This is a genomic window from Palleronia abyssalis, from assembly GCF_900302445.1.
GTDB classification, from domain to species: Bacteria; Pseudomonadota; Alphaproteobacteria; order Rhodobacterales; family Rhodobacteraceae; genus Palleronia; species Palleronia abyssalis.
Window position 1 is genome coordinate 1 of record NZ_ONZF01000006.1, and the last position, 19,112, is coordinate 19,112.

15 protein-coding genes are annotated in these 19,112 nt (G+C 65.6%); 3 read left to right on the forward strand and 12 right to left on the reverse strand.

What is annotated here, in order from left to right; translation table 11 throughout:
* Window positions 1–124 precede the first annotated feature (124 nt).
* Both PAA8504_RS13210 and PAA8504_RS13215 read right to left on the reverse strand, forming a co-directional pair.
* A complete protein-coding gene (locus tag PAA8504_RS13210; protein ID WP_146190495.1) occupies window positions 125–1,363 on the reverse strand; it encodes a hypothetical protein in 1,239 nt (412 codons plus the stop codon).
* A 668-nt stretch (window positions 1,364–2,031) separates the two neighbouring features.
* Window positions 2,032–4,329: an FdhF/YdeP family oxidoreductase gene (locus PAA8504_RS13215; protein ID WP_108894670.1), complete on the reverse strand. Its 2,298-nt coding sequence runs from the start codon at window positions 4,327–4,329 to the stop codon at window positions 2,032–2,034.
* A gap of 126 nt (window positions 4,330–4,455) precedes the next feature.
* Between PAA8504_RS13215 and fdhD the strand changes: the two genes are divergently transcribed.
* The gene (gene fdhD / locus PAA8504_RS13220; RefSeq protein ID WP_108894671.1) at window positions 4,456–5,259 is read left to right on the forward strand and encodes a formate dehydrogenase accessory sulfurtransferase FdhD; all 804 of its coding nucleotides are present in this window, start codon (window positions 4,456–4,458) and stop codon (window positions 5,257–5,259) included.
* Between the two features lie 4 nt (window positions 5,260–5,263).
* Here the strand turns inward: fdhD and PAA8504_RS13225 are convergent, their stop codons facing one another.
* The 4 genes from PAA8504_RS13225 to PAA8504_RS13240 are packed head-to-tail and all read right to left on the reverse strand — an operon-like array spanning window position 5,264 to window position 10,554.
* Complete coding sequence (locus PAA8504_RS13225) at window positions 5,264–6,394, reverse strand: glycosyltransferase (RefSeq protein ID WP_245897634.1); 1,131 nt, start codon at window positions 6,392–6,394, stop codon at window positions 5,264–5,266.
* Window positions 6,391–7,371: a glycosyltransferase family 2 protein gene (locus PAA8504_RS13230; protein WP_108894672.1), complete on the reverse strand. Its 981-nt coding sequence runs from the start codon at window positions 7,369–7,371 to the stop codon at window positions 6,391–6,393. The genes PAA8504_RS13225 and PAA8504_RS13230 overlap by 4 nt, the downstream gene beginning before the upstream one ends.
* Window positions 7,368–8,513 carry a glycosyltransferase family protein gene (locus tag PAA8504_RS13235; protein WP_108894673.1) on the reverse strand — a complete coding sequence of 382 codons (1,146 nt, stop codon included), beginning with the start codon at window positions 8,511–8,513 and terminating at the stop codon, window positions 7,368–7,370. The genes PAA8504_RS13230 and PAA8504_RS13235 overlap by 4 nt, the downstream gene beginning before the upstream one ends.
* Before the next feature lies 1 nt (window position 8,514).
* Complete coding sequence (locus PAA8504_RS13240; RefSeq protein ID WP_108894674.1) at window positions 8,515–10,554, reverse strand: HAD-IIB family hydrolase; 2,040 nt, start codon at window positions 10,552–10,554, stop codon at window positions 8,515–8,517.
* Window positions 10,555–10,746: 192 nt separating this feature from the next.
* Here PAA8504_RS13240 and PAA8504_RS13245 point away from each other — a divergent pair, with 192 nt between their 5' ends.
* The gene (locus PAA8504_RS13245; RefSeq protein ID WP_108894675.1) at window positions 10,747–11,532 is read left to right on the forward strand and encodes a sulfotransferase family protein; all 786 of its coding nucleotides are present in this window, start codon (window positions 10,747–10,749) and stop codon (window positions 11,530–11,532) included.
* Between the two features lie 98 nt (window positions 11,533–11,630).
* A complete protein-coding gene (locus PAA8504_RS13250; protein ID WP_108894676.1) occupies window positions 11,631–12,050 on the forward strand; it encodes a response regulator in 420 nt (139 codons plus the stop codon).
* Window positions 12,051–12,103: 53 nt separating this feature from the next.
* Here the strand turns inward: PAA8504_RS13250 and PAA8504_RS13255 are convergent, their stop codons facing one another.
* From PAA8504_RS13255 to PAA8504_RS13280, 6 genes are read right to left on the reverse strand one after another with little or no spacing between them, the layout of a single operon-like run.
* Window positions 12,104–13,045 (reverse strand): ABC transporter substrate-binding protein, encoded by a 942-nt coding sequence (locus PAA8504_RS13255; RefSeq protein WP_108894840.1) that lies wholly within the window; start codon window positions 13,043–13,045, stop codon window positions 12,104–12,106.
* 42 nt (window positions 13,046–13,087) lie between these two features.
* The gene (locus PAA8504_RS13260; protein ID WP_108894677.1) at window positions 13,088–14,086 is read right to left on the reverse strand and encodes an ABC transporter permease; all 999 of its coding nucleotides are present in this window, start codon (window positions 14,084–14,086) and stop codon (window positions 13,088–13,090) included.
* Window positions 14,086–15,612: a sugar ABC transporter ATP-binding protein gene (locus PAA8504_RS13265; protein WP_245897635.1), complete on the reverse strand. Its 1,527-nt coding sequence runs from the start codon at window positions 15,610–15,612 to the stop codon at window positions 14,086–14,088. The genes PAA8504_RS13260 and PAA8504_RS13265 overlap by 1 nt, the downstream gene beginning before the upstream one ends.
* Window positions 15,597–16,739, reverse strand: a complete 1,143-nt coding sequence (locus tag PAA8504_RS13270) for a Gfo/Idh/MocA family protein (RefSeq protein WP_108894678.1) — start codon at window positions 16,737–16,739, stop codon at window positions 15,597–15,599. The genes PAA8504_RS13265 and PAA8504_RS13270 overlap by 16 nt, the downstream gene beginning before the upstream one ends.
* Window position 16,740: 1 nt before the next feature.
* Window positions 16,741–17,796 (reverse strand): sugar phosphate isomerase/epimerase family protein, encoded by a 1,056-nt coding sequence (locus PAA8504_RS13275; RefSeq protein WP_108894679.1) that lies wholly within the window; start codon window positions 17,794–17,796, stop codon window positions 16,741–16,743.
* Window positions 17,797–17,844: 48 nt separating this feature from the next.
* Window positions 17,845–18,882, reverse strand: a complete 1,038-nt coding sequence (locus tag PAA8504_RS13280; RefSeq protein WP_181375796.1) for a LacI family DNA-binding transcriptional regulator — start codon at window positions 18,880–18,882, stop codon at window positions 17,845–17,847.
* Window positions 18,883–19,112: the final 230 nt, after the last annotated feature.

Consider the following 19,112-nt stretch of genomic DNA (forward strand, 5'->3'; position numbering starts at 1 on the left):
GCAGGCCAGCGGCGCCGACGGCCGCCATCGGTGATGATCTCGTAGTCAGACATAAGCACGTGCTTAGGCATATGCCTAAGCCTCCATGGTTATGCCCAGGTGTCCGGTCGAAACGGGGGCCAGTTCAGGAGGTCGCTGGCTTCATCGAGTGCTCGACGAAGAGCTCGAGCATTTCCCAGTTGGAGATCTCCTGACCCGTGTAGGACTTTCGGAACTGCTCCAGGTTGCTGCGGAATACGCCCACCCGGTGCTGAACCTTGGGCTTCGTGGCGTCCTTATCGAAGGCGATGGCGAGCCATTCGAAGCGGTCGGCGAGAATGTCGTCGCGGAAGATGTGCGGCACAGTCCGCGCGATGAGTGCTTCCTGTTCCGACACCAGGGTCATCTTGCCGTCGGGAAGCATCTCCTTCAGCAGCGCCAAGTGTGCCGCCTTCGTATAAGCATCGCGCGTCATGATGCCGGTAAAGGTGTTTCGGCTGTCGCGCCGGTGCTCGGAAAGTCCGAACCACCCCTCCCCGACGGCCTCGGCAGCGTCGGCGAACCAGCGCGCGTCCGCGACAGCTTGCTGGACATCCGGCGGCAGGGTGGCTCCGCCGAAGGCGTCCTCCGTCTGCACTGCGAACAAGCGCAAGCTTGACTGGCAAGCTCCGAAGAACGCAGCCTCATCGAAACGCCCGGTGGGTCGCTGGTAGTGTAGGAGCGGAGCAACGAAGCTCTGTGTCGAGTTGTGATATTGGCTGAGCAGGTTCTTCGGATGCCGGTTCGCGTCGAGGTAGGCGTCCTTGAATACCTCGACCGGATCGACGCGTGGATCGAAATCCACATCCAGACGGAGCACATACCCGCTCTGGATGTCGGTCGAGGCGGTGCAGTTCAGCGCGGTGATGCGGCGATCGGCCGAGGTCTCCCAGTTGATGCCGAGCACGATGTCGTCGTGCGCGATGCGCGTATGACGAAACACGCCTCTACGCTTCAGTTCCTTCCGCCACTTTCCAAGCTGGGCGCGTTCGAACGCAAGAAGCGTCCGTTCGAGCCAGAAGATCCGATCATAAACCCTCGACATGCCGGCGCGCTTGCCGGTTCTGGGACAGGTAAGGACCCGCTGAATGCTGTTGATTGACGCCCCATTCACCAGCATCTTCAGAATCTTGATGTTGTCTTCTCGGTCGCGCTGACCTTGGTGGTCCTTCGAGACGGTGAAACGCGCGCCTTTCCGGCCCTTGCAGGGCTTGTGGATTACGCGAATCCCGCGAGGCCGCTTTGTCTTCGGATCTTTACCGTTGGCGCCGTTCAGAGCGAACTCATCCGGAGCCTCGAAATAGCGTTTTCCACAGGCTCCGCTTCGGCCCATCCAAGACGCCATCATGGTCTCTGAGTCGTTCGAGTTCATCCATAAAGTGCTGGTTCGAGAGTAGAGCAAAACCAACCTTGCACGCTGCGGCGTCCTGCTGGTGGCGACACACCAGCCGACGGCCATCGCTCCAGATCACAGGAGCATTGTGGAAGTTGAAAACCTTCGAGACGCGCTCCTCGTTTTTACGGAGCTCATCGTGTAGAAACCAAGGCCCGCTGCAATCTTCGGGTCCGCTCGTCCTGCCGCTTGGCGTCGGGCTTCTGCTCCCCGACCTACGAATTGGTCGAACACAGGATCAGGGGACACGCCGTAGTTGCCGCAGTCGGGGTCGCCACAGGTGTTGAGGTTGATTTCCTTTCGTTGGTCGGGATAGAGTTGAGAGACGGTGAGCTTCGGCAGAGTCTGGGCCTGCAAGTTACCTCGCTTCTTGATCATTGTGTCGCTCCGAAGATTGGCTGGTTTTGCCCTCTACGAAGCGGAATGATCGAAAATCCCGTATAAAGTGTTTCCTGGCGCAGGTGCGCGCACATTCACTCTTCGGTTGTGCGCGAACAACGTCTAAAAGAGTCCCAAATAATTACGGCCTGCCGGATGTTCTCCGGCAGGCCGTCAGCGACATGTCCTAACCCGCGGAATGTGTCAGGTCTATCCGGGCCGTTTCCGTTTGGGGGGGAAGGTCAGGGTTCGATCCGGACCGGCGCGCTTTTGTATCCCGGCGTCTGCGACTTCTTTTCGTGATACCAGACTGGCACAAGTGGATTGGCCTCGGGGTAATAGGCCGCAACACAGCCGGCCGGCAGATCGTAGGCCGTCACGGCCAGGTTGCCGACCCGCCGGTCGACCCCGTCGCCGGCATCCGACACCAGCGTGACCTTCTGTCCTTCGGTCAGGCCCATCCGGGCCATCTCATCGCGGTTGATCAGGACGATCTCGCGCGAGCCTTCAAGACCACGCAAGCGGTCGGAAAAACCGTAGATCGTCGTGTTGAACTGGTCGTTCGAGCGCAAGGTGATCAGGCGGAATCGATCCGGGGCAGCCTCGAAATCCGTGGCGCTCAAGGTGGTGGGCGCGGTGAAATGGGCAAGGCCGGTTTCGGTCTGCCATTGGCGCGCGCGCGCGGCATTGCCCCGGTCGAAGCCGCCGGGGGTGAACAGGCGGGCGTTGAAGTCGTGGAACTCCTTGGGGTGGCTTTCCGCGATCAGATCGCGGATCCGGCCGTAATCGGCCGTCCAGCCGTCCCAATCCTGCTTCGGGTTCGGCGGCAAGGTGGCTTTTGCCAGGCCGCAGACGATCGCCACCTCGCTGCGCAAGTGATCGGACGCGGGCGCGGCATTCCCGACCGAGCCATAAATGTGGCTCAAACTGTCCTCGATCGAGATCGCCTGTCGCCCGCTGGCCTGATCGTCACGTTCGGTCCGGCCCAGGCAGGGCAGGATCCAGGCCTCTTTCCCCGGAAGAAGATGGGACCGGTTGAGCTTGGTGGCGACGTGTACGGTCAGGTCCATGTCGCGCCACGCCGTCTCGATCCTGGCGCTGTCCGGCAACGCGCGCACGAGGTTGCCGCCGAGGGAGATCATTGCCCGAACCTCACCCTCCAGCAGGGCCTTCGACACCGCGGTGGCGTTCATCCCCTCTTCCCGCGGCGCGGTGAAGTCGAACATGCGTTCCTGATCGTCCAGCGGCACCAGCGACGGCTTTTCCGAGATGCCGACCGTGCGCTGCCCCTGCACGTTCGAGTGCCCCCGAACCGGCGAAATCCCGGCCCCCGGACGCCCGATATTCCCGCGCAGAAGCATCAGGTTGACCAGCATGCCGAGGTTCTCGAACCCGTGCACGTGCTGGGTCAGGCCCATCCCGTAGATGCCGATGACGTTCTCGGCGTTCATGTAGATGTCGGCCGCGCGTTCCAGCATCTCGCGGCTGAGACCGCATTCCGCCTCGATATCGGGCCACTCCATGGCACGGATGGCGGCCATCGCGTCATCGAAGCCGGTGGTGTGATCGTTGATGAAGTCGTGATCCAGAACCGTCCCCGGCGCCGCATCCTCGGCCTCCAGGACCAGCTTGATCATGCCCGCCAAGGCCGCGATATCGCCACCGCCGCGCACTTGGAAATACTCGGTCGAGATCTTCGTCGACTTGCCCACAGTCATCTCGGCGGGGTTCTGCGGGTCCACGAACTCGATCAGCCCACGCTCGCGCACGGGGTTGAACGTCACGATCTTGCAGCCGCGCTGGACGGCCTCGGCCAACGGGCGCATGAAGCGCGGGCTGTTGGTCCCGGTGTTCTGGCCGAAGAAGAAGATCGCGTCGCACTTGTCGAAATCTTCCAGGACGCAGGTCCCGACAGGAGATCCGATCAGCTCTTTCAGGCCGACGCTCGTCGTCTCGTGGCACATGTTCGAACTGTCGGGCAGGTTGTTGTGCCCGTAAATCCGGGCGTAGAGCGCATAGAGGTATGACGCCTCGAGCCCCGCATGCCCCGAGGTGTAGAACACCGCCTTCTTCGGGTCGATCTGCTTCAGCGCACCGCCGATCCGGTCGAACGCGGCCTCCCACGTGGTTTCGACGTATCGGTCGCTTTCGGGGTCGTATCGCATGGGATGAGTTAAACGTCCCAGCTGTTCCAGGTCATAGTCGCGCCAGTCCCGCAGGGCCGAAACGCTGTGCTCGGCAAAGATGTCGGGCGTCGCACGCTTGCGCGTCAGCTCCCACAGGGTCGCCTTCGCGCCGTTCTCGCAGAACTCGGCGGTGTGATAGTCCGCAGGCTTGGCCCAGGCGCACGAGGTGCACATCACCCCTTTCGTCTTGTTCTGCTTGAACAAGGTCGCGGCCGCATCGCCCTGCGACCATTCGGTCCCGAAGATGCTGGCAATGCCCTGCAGTGACCCCCACCCCCCCGCAGCGCGATCGTAGAACGGAGTTTCGGGGTCCTGAACGTCGGCCCGGTGGGCCTTTGCCGTATCGTCAGCCATGCTGTCACCTTTTCACTGAACGCGGGCGGAGCGCGATAGCCGCCTGATTGACGGAACATTCCGCCGATACTCCGGTTCCCCCCTTATGGTCCGCTACTCTACCCAAGCGCAGGGGAACCACGGGACATGGCCAAGGATATCGCAGAACATGACGCCCCGCCCTTCCCGGTGCCGGTGTCCCATGCCCGCTTTACCGATGCGAAAGGGCCGCTGACCCGCGCAGTTCCAGTCGAAACCCCCGTCGCAGTCGAGGTGAACGGCGTTTCGTTTGCCGTGATGATGGCCACACCCGCCGACTTGGAGGATTTCGCAACCGGCTTCGCGATGGCCGAAAGCCTGATCGAGGGGCCGGACGACATAGCGGGCGTGGACATCTGCCCGATACAGCATGGAATTGTTCTGCGCCTGACATTGGCCGGCCCGGCCCGGCAGATCGGCCTCGACCGGGCGCGTGCCCGTGTGACCGAAAGCGCCTGTGGCCTGTGCGGGGTCGAGAACATCAATGCCCTCAGCGCCCCCCTGCCCCGCGTCAAGACGCCCCTGACCTTTTCGCCGGAGGCCGTGACTTCCGCGCTTTTCAACCTCCGGCATCACCAGACCCTTGGGCGACTGACATCCGGGACGCATGCCGCGGCACTTTGCACGCCGGACGGGCAGATCGTCCTTTGCCGCGAGGATATCGGCCGGCATACCGCCCTCGACAAGGCAATCGGCGCGGGTGCGAGGGCAGGTACCGGTTTCGGGGGGATCTTCGCCCTCGTCACGTCCCGCCTGTCATATGAACTGGTCGAGAAAGCCGCACGCGCCGGACTGGGCGGCCTTGCCGCGATGTCCACGCCGTCAAGCCTCGCCCTGTCCCGCGCGGCCCAGGCAGGACTTCCCGTGGTCGCCTGCGCCAAGCCCGACGGGATGCTGACGGCGGCGCCCTGACACGTCATTCCGCCGCAACGCTCCGCGGCGGCAGCTTGAAGCGCTCGAAGTCGGGGTCGCTCCACTCTGCTCCCTGCGCCGCGATCACGTCGCAATACGCCGCCTCGTACCCGTCCAGCATACGGTCCATCGTAAACCTCCGCTCCACACGGGACCGCGGGATGGGTCGAGGGACCCGCGCCGCGTCGTCGATGGCCGCGGCCAAGTCTTCCGGGGCTTCGGACCGCGACAGGCACCCTGCCCCACCCACGACCTCGGCCACGGCCCCCCGGTCGATGCCGGCGACCGGCAAGCCGCAGGCCATGGCTTCGACCGCGACCAGACCGAACGGTTCATCCCACAGGGGCGTGAACACAAAGACAGATCCCCGACCGATTTCCGCCGCAAGTTCGGTCTGTTCCAGATGCCCGCCATAGCGAACGCCCTGTCCCAGCAGCGGGCGCAAATCCTCTTCGAAATAGTCGCGATCCTCGATCGAGCCGAACAGCGTCAGCTGACGCCCTGCGATCCGCGCAGCCTCGACCGCCAGATGGGGGGCCTTCGTACGGGTGATGCGCCCCACCCACACGGCCTCTCCGTTGCCTTGGGGCTGGTACGGCCAGTCGCCCATATCGATGCCGTTCGACACGACCCGCGCCGCATCGGGGGGCGCATCCCCCCACCACGAGTGCATTTGACGCTGCGAGGTGACAGTGTAGGCGTGCCACGGGGCCACGCCGTCATCCACCGCGCGCTTCAGGACGTCGAAGGGCGGGACATGCAGGGTGGTGACCATCGGCATGCGGTCGCGGCGGGCGAACCGAGGCGGAAAGCGGTGCAGGCCGTTGTTGTGCACCACATCGAACCGCCCTGAACCCAGCACATCAAGCGCGTCCCCGTAGGCGCGGTCCAGATACGCGGTCAGCTCGGGCGTCTCGCGATAGCTGTGCCACGGCATGTGGCTGTCGTAGTGGCGTTCGACCACCGAATAGAGCGGCACGCCCGCATCGCTGTCCCCGGCGGCCAGAAGCGTGACCTCGTGCCCGCGCGCGGCCAGCCCGCGGCACAGGTGCCACGAATGTGCTTCAATCCCGCCCATGAAGGGACGGGAGATCGGGTGGCGCACATGCGCCAGAACCGCAATCCGAAGGCTCAACTCGCCGCACCGATCAGTCGGGCCTTGGCCCGTTCAACGACGTCGCGCCGCGCGTGTTCGTCCGGTAAGGGCGCTTCGCGCGCGTCCAGAAGGTCCAGAACCCGGCGGGTTGTCGCGACCGGCATGTCGGTCTCCTGCCGGCACAGCGCCATGTCTTCCTCGGACGGGTCGCGCAGAACCGTCATCTTGTCGGGCGTGACGTGGATCAGGCCCATCCGTTCGAACGCGTAAAGCCAGTGGCCCATGGTGCGGTGCCCCCACTTTTCACGGAACAGCTCCGAGTTGCGCACCACCGAGGCGACGTGATGGATCGGCGGCATGAAATGCGGGTGATACTGGTGATAGACCTTGGCGCCCTTCACCCAGTGGATGGGTAGGCCCGATTCCTCAAGTTTGCGCCCGAAGTCGGTATCCTCGCCGCCATACCCGACGAACCGCTCGTCGAACCCGCCCGTGGCTGCGAAATCCTCGGCAGTCAGCGCGAAGGTCAGCGACCAGAAACAGCGGTAATCGGTGCAGGGCGCGATGCCGTCCTTCGGGGGCGCCTGCCGGTCGGGATGGCGCTTGGCGATCGCCTCGAACGCGTCGAAGTCAATTCCGGCCGCAGCGGCACCCTCGGGCAGATATCCGACCTCGCCCATATGCAGCCCGCCATGCGTCCCGACCGCGTGAGCATAGTCGGCGGCAAAATCGGGCCCCGGAATGCAGTCGACATCGACGAAGGCCAGGATGGCCGACTTGGCCGCCTGCGCCGCCGCGTTCCGCGCTGCCGCCAAAGGCAGACCTTCGGCGACCGGCACCATGACTTGCCGCACCGGGAAGGGAACGTCTGGCAGGTTCTGATAGGGCGCGTCTTGCATAACCGCGACGACAAGTTCGGCCACGGGATGGGTTTGTCGGGCAAGGCCGCGGATCAGATTGGCCAGATGCGCCTCGCGGCCCGAGGCGATGGTCAGGGCGGATATGGTCGGTGTCATGCGGGGACCTCGTGGTTCAGGACAGGGGTGTGCCAGAGCGTCGCGATCAGACCCTCCAGCCAATCGGCGGTGCGCGCCGCGGCATCTGGAACGACCAACGCGCGTTGGCGGGCGGGATCGTGGGAGGCAAGCGCCAGATCAACCGCCTCGCGCCACGCATGGGCAGAGGACGGCGGATGCGGCAGGTGAAGGGCGACCCCGGCCCGAGCGAGGGCGCGCGCCTTCTCGACCTGCTCGTCGAAATAGCGCCATTCGGGGACCGCGATCCATGGCACTCCAGCCGCCAGGATCATCTGGCAGGCCGTGTTGCCGGGGGCCGCGACCACCAGATCGGCGGCCGCGATATGCGCGGCCGCCGTATTGACCCATCCGCGGTGTTCCAGGTTGCCCGGCTCGGTCGCGTGCCAGTCGCGTTGCACCGGTCCTATGCTGATCCATTGCGCATCGGGAAAGGTGCGCGCGCCGACGCCCAGGGGCGCCTGCGCCAGACCCGATCCGCCGCCGCCCGACATTGCCAAAACGATGCGCCGCTCCGGGTCGAGTCCCAGCATCGCCCGGGCCGTGGCTTTGTCCGGCAGCCCGGTATCGACCCCCAGCCCGCCCGCGAAGCAGGTCTTGGCAACCATCGCCTCGGGCCAGTCGGGCTGGGCCAGCACACGGTCAAACGGGGCCAGAAGACCCGCCGCCCCGTCATAGGCCGCCACATGCCCTTCGTCCCGGCGGTCGCCGTGCTGGAGAACCTTCACATGCGGAACCGAGCAGATGCGGCTGAACTGCGCGATTTCGGCCGAGACGTCGCAGATCATCAGCGCCGGGTTTACCTCGGCGAACCAGCTGGCCATACGGCCCGTCGCCTCGCGGATGCCGGGCCACCCGACCGGCGCGCAATGCAGCGTGCGCGGGGTGGGCAGATCGTCCATTAACGTGCCCTGCCCGGGCACCGGTTCGAATAGGGACGGAATCTGGACGATCTGGGCATGGCGCGGCAGATCGGGAAAAATGTCGGGCTTGGCGCAGAAGATCGTCAGCGGCCGGCTTGGTGGCAGGGCATGCGCGATGGCCGCGCAACGTTCGGCGTGGCCGCGCCCCTGATGATGCACGAAATAGCCGATGGGCTGAGTGGTTTCGACGGTGTCGCGCATGTCAGGCCCTGATCCGCTGAGGGACGAGGCCAAGCGCTTCCAGCCCTTCGACAACGCCGGAGGCATGGCTTTCACGGGTACGCAGAAGCCTGTCAGACGTCAGGAGGTCTGCAATTTCGTCCAAGGCGTTGGCCGGGAGGATCGCCCGCCCGCATTGTTCCAGCATGTCACGGTCGTTGCCGCTGTCCCCAGCCCCGATACAATCCGACAGGGCCAGTCCTTGGCGCGCGGCCTCGAACGCCACGGCGCGCGCCTTGCCCGCCCGTATCGGAAGGACATCGATGAACCGCCCGTGGGACGGCACCACGCGGGCGACCAGACCGACCTCGCGCAGCGCCGCCTCGGCCCGGGCGCTGTCGGAGACCGTTCCGACATAGCTCAACTTCCAGGGGCGTTGTTCGAACGGGGCCTGGGGCACCAACCCGATCCGGGACAGGGCGTCCGCGATATCGTCCCGCGGCCAGGTTCTTTGCAGATCGGCGGCATAGTCCTGGCACAGGACGAGACCCGACGCGCCATGCCGCCAGATTTCCGTCCCGACAGAGGTGATGAACAGATCCGGCAACGGAAGCCGCCATTTGGCAAGAACACGCCGCGCTTCCCCGATCGACCGTCCCGTCGCTACGGCAAACAAGCAGCGCGCCCGGCCCCGGTCGCTCGCCCACTCTGAAAACAAGCGAACGCCCGCGCGCGAGCCGGTCAGCGTGCCATCGATATCCGACGCCAGGATGGATTTCGGAGCGCGCACTGGCTTCGGCGGCGTGCTGCGCAGAGAGGCATAGAGCCTGCGAACCGCCGTGGCCCAGTTGCCCCAGGAATAAAGGCCCACATTGCGCAAAGCGGCTTCCGAGGCTTTCGTCCACGCGCCGTCATCCGAGATCAGATCGAAGCACGCCTGCCCGACCTCATCCGGATTGCGCGGATCGACCAGCCGACCGTGACCGATCCGAGGCAGGATCTCGGATGGACCGCCTTTGTCGGTCGCCACCACGGGCAGACCGAACCGCGCGGCCTCCAGAACGGTCAGGCCGAACGGCTCGAACAGGGCGGGATTGGCAAAGACGCCGCGACCTTCGGCCGTCATGCGATACAAGGAGGCCACATCTTGGGGATCGTGACGCCTGGGGATAGCGACCTTCCCCCACAGATCGTGCCGGTCAATGGCGTCGACCATCTGCCGCAGAACCCGCGTCTGTTCGGGCGTGCCACCTTCGACATCGTCGCGCTGCCCGGCCAGGATCACCAGGTTTGCCGTGTCCCGCAGCCCATCGTGGCGGCCGAAGGCATCTATCAGGCCTGGAAGGTTCTTCTTCGCGACCGGCCGCGCGATGGCCAACACCTGCGGCCGGGTCATGTCGCGCAGGAACGGCCGCAGGCGTGCCTCGGCCCGGTCGCGCGGCCCGGCGGCGGGAAGGTGGATCCCGGGCGGCACGCAATGAGTCCGCCCCGCGGCGCCGATCCCGTAGGCCGGCACCTGGCGCTCGGCCTCGTCGCGGGAGGATCCGACGATGGCGTCCGCTTGCGCGATGGCTTCCCCTTCGGACGCGATGCGGGCCTTCAGCGCCGGACCGGTCAGGCCGCAGGCGCGTTTGTCGATCCCCAGCGAGTGGGGCGTGTAGACGAACGGAATGCCGAACCGCGCCTTCGCCGCCATTGCAAGGCGAGCCGCATCAGCGAAATGCGCGTGGATCGCGTCCGGCTTGCGGTCCAGCGCGGCGATCCAGTCAAGAAACGCCCGGCTCAGCGCCGGGATCTCGGCCGCAAGGCTTTCCTTTTCGAGGTAGGCGTTCGATGATGTCGACAGGCGCACGATCCGCGATTTCGGACCCAAACGCTCGACCGGGCGGGCATAGTCGTGACCAAGGCTATCGACCCGGAATGCACGGGTCACGACGTCCACCGAGGCGACGTCGTCCCGCGCCGCCAGCGCCTCGACGGCCCCCAGGATATACGCGATGTGGCCGCCCGTATCGCCCGTGACACCATAATGCACCGGGGGGGCTTTCAGGCATCCACCCAGCGCGATGTGTACGATATGCATGGGGCGGCCTCCTGAAACCTGCTACTCGTGAACGAACGCCCGATCTTGAAGCCGGGCCGGCTAACCGACTCAAGAGGTTTACCTTTCGCTCGGTTCCCCGGGGGACCTGCGCGCATTCGCGCACCCTTGACGGCGGGCCAGACCGACCGACCTGTGCGGCGCACCGGCAAGCGCGTCCGGCGAAGGAAGAAAATGGCCCAGAGATACATTTTCGTCGGCGGTCTGCACCGCTCGGGGACATCGATCCTCGCGCGTCTGATCGCCGCCCATCCGCAAGTACGCGGCATCACCGGCGCACCGGTCCCCGAGCAGGAAGGCGTGTACCTGCAAGGCGCCATTCCCCACACCGCGCAGTCAGGCCGCCCCCTTCATTTCGCGACCGACCCCGCGCAGCACCTGATCGAAGCCGGCCCCCATGACCGGTTGGAGACGCGCGACCGCCTCGCCTCGGACTGGGATCGCTGGTTCGCCCCGGGCGGGGACTGGCGGGTCGAAAAGAGCCCCGTGAACTTGACGCGCATGCGGCTTTATCAACAGCTCTTTCCGGCGTCACAGTTCATCGTCATCCTGCGCCACCCCCAGGCCATGGCCCGCGCGCTGGAGAAATGGGGGCATTCGAACACCGAGGCCGCCGTCGACCACTGGATCGCGGCGCACCGTATCGTCGAGGCCGATCTGGATTTCCTCCACTCGGTGATGGTGCTGCGCTACGAGGATCTCGTGGCCCGACCCGACAGGGTCAGATCGGCCATTTTCAGCTTCCTGCAACTCGGTGCCGGAGACGCGGACCAAAGCGAGGCGATCCGCGGCCAGAACCAGAAGTACGATCCGCCCCCGCCCCTGCGTCCCGATCAGGCGCAGGCTCTGGCGCGATGGGGATATGGCGACGGTTTCCGGACGACTCCCATCGCGCCGCAGGTCCGACACGCCCTTCGCGGCGCGCGGGAGAAGACGATTCAAGCCCTGGAAACCGACTGAGTTCCTGCCCCTGACGACTGCCGATCAGCGGAACTTTGCTTCCATCGGCTGGTTTGAAAACAAAGGCGCAGTCCGACACAATTCGTGGAATTATCAGTATGGTATCGGCACAAGGCGACAGTCGGGCCGACGACACCCGAAACACATCCCGACCGACCCGTGTTCTTGTGGTCGAGGATGAGGCGCTGATCGGAATGGACCTGGTCATGACGCTGGAATCATGGGGCTACGTTGCCGATGGTCCCCACAAGAATTGCGATCAGGCCATATCGGCGCTGACAAGCTTCGAGCCCGATATCGGGATACTGGACGTCAATCTGGGCCGCGACAAGACCAGCCGCCCCATCGCGACGGAAATGTCGCGCCTCGAAATCCCGTATCTGTTCCTGACCGGCTATTCCGCGTCCCAAACAGCGGAAGATGACGTGCTGCGTCATGCACCCCTTCTGGGCAAACCCGTCAATCACATGGAACTGCGTCGGGCGCTGCTCGACCTTGTCCCGGACCGCTCCGATTGATCAGGCAACGCATGCGCGGCGGGCAGGTTAGACAACCGCCCGCCGCAGATCCCTCAGAACGGGCTGTCGGGATAATAGAACTCTTCCGCGTTCTCCGGCGTGATGAGGACCGAGCCGATCGTGAACGTCCCTGACACCGGGGCGGATGACGTCAGGCCCACGGCAGTCATTTCGATTGCGGTCGCGATCATCGCAGGGGGATAGGTCACGTCTGCGGGGATCATCTCGTCCCCTTCCATGACGCGCTGGACCATCTCTTTCATCCCGGCACCGCCGAGCACGAACTGGATGTCGTCGCGTCCCGCGGCCTCGATCGCGGCCAGGACACCCACGGCCATGTCGTCGTCCGACGCCCAGACCGCGTCGATCTGCTCGTGCTTTTGCAGGAAGTCCTGCATCACGTTGAAGCTGTCGTCACGGTTCCAGTTGCCGTGCTCCATGTCGATGATGTTGATGCCCGAGCCTTCGATGGCTTGCTCGAAACCCTCGACCCGCATGTTGTCGATGGTGGTGGGAATGCCGCGCAGCACGACGATATCGCCGCCATCGGGCATTTGAGAGGCCATGTATTCCCCCGAAACCCGGCCGAAGCCCTCATTGTCCCCGGCGACATACAGATCCTCGATCCCGTCGACCGACAGGCCCCGGTCGACGACCGTGACCCAGACGCCCGCGTCGGCGACAGCCTGGACAGGTCCGGTCAGCGGCTCGGACTCGAATGGCAGGACGACCAGCGCGTCGATGTTGCGCGTGGCCATCATGTCTTCGATGTCGTTCACCTGCGTGCCGGGATCCGAGGCGGTGGACAGGACGAAGTCGAGGTTCGGATAGACTTCCTCCAACCGCTCCACGGCCTCCTGGGCGTGGAAGTTCATGCCGCCCGCCCAGCCATGGGTGGCCGCGGGGATCGACACGCCGATCACCGACGTCTCCTGCGCGGTGGCCGCGGTCGTCATGGCAACGCTGGCAGCGCCGGCCATCAGGATCGCTTTCATATGGGTCATTTTCGTTCCTCCCTTGATGCAGGCGGGGCTGTCTCAGCCCTTCGCCTTTGCCTCTCGCTGCAAGATCACAGCGAGAATGATGATGACCCCCTGGATCGCCCCGTTCAGGTACGGCGATACGAAGTCGGTCAAATTCAGAATGTTGTCGATCAGCGACAGGATCAACACGCCGATCACGGTGCCCCAAACGCGTCCGAACCCGCCCTTCAGGACGGTGCCGCCGATGATGACGGCCGCGATCGCCTCAAGCTCCCACAACAGGCCGGTCGAGGCTGAGGCCGATCCAAGCCGAGGCACGTACATGATGGTCGCGACCCCGACCAGAAGGCCCAGCATCGCATAGGTCAACAGCCGCGTGCGGTTGACGTCCACGTTCGAATAATGCGCGACGTGCTCGTTCGACCCGGTCGCGGCGCAATGACGGCCGAAGCGGGCAAAGCTCATCAGGATCTCGCCCAGGATGACGACCAGCGCAAAAACGATGATCGGCCAGGAAATCCCCAGGATCCCGTCGAAATAGACCGGCCGGTAGAAGGTGCGCAGCCCGAAATCCAAAGACAGCGTACCCCCGTCGGCCAGCCAGGTGACGAGGCTCCGATAGATGCCCATTGTGCCCAGCGTCACGATGAACGCCTCGATCCCCAGCGCGGTTATCAGGAACCCGTTGATCAGCCCCGCGACGATCCCGGCCACGATGGCGACCACCATCCCCAGCAGGATGATCGGCACGCCGATCCCCAAGGTGGGCAGCGCGGCGTTCATCACCAGGATCATCAGACCCGCGATGAAGGCCGCCATGGACCCGACCGACAGGTCCAGGCCCCCCGCCGTGATCACGAAGGTCATGCCGACCGCGATGATGCCGATGAAGGCCGACCGCGCCAGCACGTTCGTTATGTTCGCCGCCCCGAGGAAGTTCGAGTTTAGCGACGCGCCGATCGCGATGAGGACCAGAAGGGCGATCACGGGGCCCAGAAGGCTCATCGACGGAAGGCTGCGCTTCGGCGCGGGGGTTGCTGTATCGCTGGTCATCAGGCCACCTTCCCGTTCATGTCCGCGCCCACGCCCATGGCGCGGCGCACGATTGCATCTTCGCCGATCTCGTCGCCCGACAGGATCCCCGCCGACCGGCCTGAGCGCATGACCATCACGCGGTCCGACAGGCCGATCACCTCCTGCATTTCCGAGCTGATCATGACGATCCCATGCCCCTGTGCCGCGAGGTTGCGCAGATAGGCATAGATCTGCTGCTTGGTTCCGATGTCGATGCCGCGCGTGGGCTCATCCACGATCAGGATCGACGGCTCAGTCTGCATGACCTTCGCAAGCAGCAGCTTCTGCTGGTTGCCGCCCGACAGGTTGCCGACGGCGACGTCCCTCTGTCCGGCGCGGATGTCGAAGGCTTCGATGGCCGCGTCCAGGGCACGCTCCTCGGCGGCCTTGTCGATCAGGAACCCGCCGAACCGGTCCAGCGCCTGCAACGTCAGGTTCACCCGCAGACCCATCCCAAGAAGCAGGCCGCGCAGCTTGCGATCCTCGGTCAGGTAGCACAGCCCGTGATCGCGGGCGTCCTTGGGGCGACGGATGTCGGCCGCCTTGCCGCCGATCTCGACCAGACGGGCCGAGGCGGGGCGCAGGCCGCACAGCCCCTCCATCGCCTCGGTCCGGCCCGAGCCGATCAGGCCGGCGATCCCCAGGATCTCACCCCGGCGCAGCTCGAACCCGATATCCTCGGCATAGCCGGGGACGGTCAGCCCCTCGACCCGCATCATCACCTCGCCCGGCGGGGTGTCGGGCTTGTCGGGGAACAGGTCCGAGACATCGCGCCCGACCATGGCGGTCGCCATCTCGTCTTCCGACACCTCGGCCGCGGGGCCGTCATGGACCACCGAGCCGTCCCGCAGGATAGTCACTTGGTCCGCGATCTCGGCCACTTCCCCCAGCTTGTGCGAGGTGAACAGGATCGCCGTTCCCGCCTTCTTCAGCGCGCGGACCTGGTCGAACAGGACGTCCGTTTCCTGCGCGGTCAGAACGGCCGTCGGCTCGTCCATGATCAGGATCCGGGCATCGCGGCTCAGGGCCTTGGCGATCTCGACCATCTGCTTGTCCGAGTTCGACAGCGTCGATACCCGGGCGTTCGGATCGACGTCGCAATTCACCCGGTCCAGGTAGTCCCGCGTCAACTGCCGCATCTTTTTCTTGTCCAGAAGCCAGCCGCGACGCAGCTCGCGCCCCAGGAAGATGTTCTGCTCGACAGTCAACTGCTCGGCGATGTTGAACTCCTGGTGGATCATCACGATCCCGGCCTCCTCGCCGTCGTGGAGCGAGGCGAATGTCACCTCCTCCCCGTCCAGCAGGATCCGCCCGGAGGTGGCACCCTGATATCCGGCGAGGATCTTCATCGTCGTCGACTTGCCGGCCCCGTTCTCTCCGATCAGGGCCAGCACCTCCCCCGCCCTCAGCTCCAGATCGACGCCGTGCAGAACCTCGATCGGTCCGAAGCTTTTGCGCACGTCGCGCAAGGCCAGGGTCGGCGGGGTCGTCACAGCGTCACCCACGCGGCGTCATCCTTCGACGAGGCGACGCAGGCCCGGATGAAGGCCATCCCTTCCATCCCTGCCCCGATACCCGGCAGAACGCCCATCACCTCGTCGCGCGAGGCGCCGTCCTGCACCGCGCGGATCGCGTCGGCGGCGGCGGTATAGATGTTCGCGAAGGCCTCCAGATACCCTTCCGGGTGGCCGGGCGGAATGCGGCTGACCGCGTTGGCGGCATCGCTGGCGGCCGCCCCCATGCGGGTGATCCGGCGCGTCGCCTCACCATGCGGGGTGAACCACAGCTCGTTGGGGTTTTCCTGCGCCCATTCCAGCGCGCCCTTTGCGCCGAACACCCGCAGGCGCAGCCCGTTCTCGCACCCGGGCGCGACCTGGCTGCACCACAGCATTCCCCGCGCGCCGCCGTCGAAGCGCAGCATCACATGCGCGTTGTCGTCCAGCGCCCGCCCGGGGCCAAAACTGTGCAGATCAGCGGCCAGCGACGCCCCCTTCAGTCCCGTCACGAAAGTGGCAAGGTTGAACGCATGCGTACCGATATCGCCCACGGCCCCACCCGCGCCCGAGCGTTCGGGATCGGTCCGCCACTCGGCCTGCTTGACGCCTTGCGTCTCGACCGGGTCGGTCATCCAGTCCTGGGGGTATTCCACCTGAACGACGCGCAGCTCGCCCAGATCGCCTGCAGCCACCATCTGCCGCGCCTGCCGCACCATGGGATAGCCGGTGTAGTTGTGGGTCAGGATGAACAACGCGCTGCTGTCGCGCACCGCGGCCTCCATCGACGCGGCATCCTCGCCCGTCGCGGTCAGCGGCTTGTCGCAGATCACGTGGATGCCCCGCGACAGGAACGCCTGCGCCGCCGGGAAGTGGACGTGGTTCGGCGTGACGATGCTGACCGCCTCGATCCCGTCGTCGCGACCCGCCTCGCCCTCGGCCATCTCCTCGAAGCTGCCGTAGTTCCGATCGGGCGCCAAGCCCAGCGCCTCGCCGCTCTTCCGGGCCTTCTCGGGGTTCGAGCTCAGCGCGCCGGCCACAAGCTCGAACCGGTCGTCGATCCGGCTGGCAATGCGGTGAACGCCGCCGATGAACGCGTCCGTGCCGCCGCCGACCATACCCAGTCTGATCCGTGCCATATCAGTCGATCCCCAGCATTTTCCGGTTCGTCGCGTCATCGACCTCGCCACCCGCGAAGTCGTCGAAGGCGTGCGGCGTGACGCGGATGATGTGATCGCGCACGAATTGGGCCCCCTCGCGCGCCCCGTCCTCGGGGTGCTTCAGGGCGCATTCCCATTCCACGACCGCCCAGCCGTCGAAATCGTTGGCCGCCATCTTGGAAAACACCGCCCCGAAATCCACCTGTCCGTCACCCGGCGAGCGGAAGCGTCCCGGCCGGTTCACCCAAGGCTGATAGCCGCCATAAACGCCCTGCCGCCCGGTGGGATTGAACTCGGCATCCTTGACGTGGAACATCTTGATGCGCTCGGCATAGATGTCGATATTATCAAGGTAATCAAGGCATTGCAGGACATAGTGGCTGGGGTCGTACAGCATGTTGCAGCGCGCGTGACCGTCCAGACGCTCCAGGAACATCTCGAAGGTGATGCCGTCGTGCAGGTCCTCCATCGGGTGGATCTCGTAGCACACGTCGACCCCGCAGTCCTCGGCATGGTCCAGGATCGGACGCCACCGCGCGGCCAGCTCGTCGAAGGCGGTGTCGACCAGACCCTCGGGGCGCTGCGGGAAAGGATAGACGAAGGGCCACAGCAGACCGCCCGAGAACGTCACATGCTGCCCGATTCCAAGGTTCTTCGACGCGGTCAGCGCCTTCTTCACCTGCTCGACCGCCCAGTCCTGACGGGCGGCGGGCTTGCCCCGCACCTCCGGCGCGGCGAAGGCGTCGACCCAGGCGTCATGCGCGGGATGCACCGCCACCAGCTGACCCAGGACGTGGGTGGACAGTTCGGTGATCTCGACCCCGTTCGCACGGGCCTGTCCGACCCACTCGTCGCAATAGGTCTTCGAGCTGGCCAGCTTGTCCAGATCGACCAGCCGCGCGTCCCAGACGGGCACCTGAACGCCCTTGTAGCCGCATTCGGCCGCCCACTTGGTGATCCCGTCCCAGCTGTCGAACGGCGCCTCGTCCCCGGCGAACTGCGCCAGGAACAGACCCGGCCCCTTGATCGTCTTCATGTCATCCTCCTCCTCGATCTGTGTCCCGGGCCAGCGGCCCGGACTGCATTACGGCGCGCCCGGCATCGGCGGCAGATTCTCGGCCACAAAGATCGTCGGCACGATCGGACCCGCGGCCGCCGGGTCACGGCGATCGGCCAGCGCGCGCAGCGTTTCGGTGGCGCGGGTGACCTCTTCCTCGGGGCGTTGGTCGATCACGATGTCGATCAGACCGGCTTCCAGCCCCCGGCGCGTATGCGGGACCAGTTCGTGCAGAACCACGACGGGGCGCGGTTCGGGCTTGGCCTCCAGCACCCGGATCAGCCCGGCATTCCCGGCGCCCGCGCTGTAGATGGCGGTGATCGCGGGGTCGGCGTCCAGCGCCTGCGCGACCCGCGCCTCGACCTCGGCGTGGCGGTCGCGCCCCTCGATCACCGGGGCGATCCGGAAGAAGCCGTCCAGCACGTCGCGCAACCCGGCGACCCGTTCGGCGTGGTCCGGGGCCGAGAGCGCGCCCACGACAGGCAACACCGCGCCGCCGCCGCCCGCATGGGCCAGCGTGATCAGCCGCCCCGCGGTGCGCCCCGCCGTCCGGTTGTCGATGCCGACATAGACGTCGCGCCCCGATCCCGGCACGTCCGAAACCAGCGTGACTACCGAAATCCCGCGGTCGCGCAGCCCGTCGATGGCCGCGGTCACCTGCGCGTCGTCGCTGCCCACCAGGGCGATCCCGTCCACGCCATCTTCAGCCAGCAGCTCCAGCCGGGCGCATAGGGCCCGGGGATCGAACGCCTCGACATCCTCGACCCGGAGAACGACGCGATCCGGGCGGAGCCGCTCGGCCGCCTCGACAAACAGAGCCCGCACCCGCGCGAAGAACGCGTTCGATCCTGCGGGCAGCACCACGGCAAAGCGATAGAGCTTGCGTTGAGACAAGTTCGCGGCCGCGACGTTGCGGACGTATCCGAGGTCCTCGATGGCTGCACGCACGCGATCCACCGACTTCGCGGACACCCCTCCCCGCGCGTTCACGACCCTGTCGGCCGTCGCATAGCTGACGCGCGCCCGCTGGGCGACGTCCGACAATGTCGGCATCCGCCTGTCCATCGCCATCCTCCCTTGCGGGGCACCAAAGCACCGGAAATGAGAGACGTCAATCAGCGGAGGCGGCCACGACCCCGCCCCACTGCCCCATATTCCGACCGCGACCTTGGATGCGCCGGCCGTGGCCGAGGGGCCTGTGATCGAGGTCCACATCTCGAACGCCCCCGAAAACTGAAGCCTTTGGCCTATTGCCCTTATCTCGACCCCGACCGAAGGGTCATCGCAGTACCGGG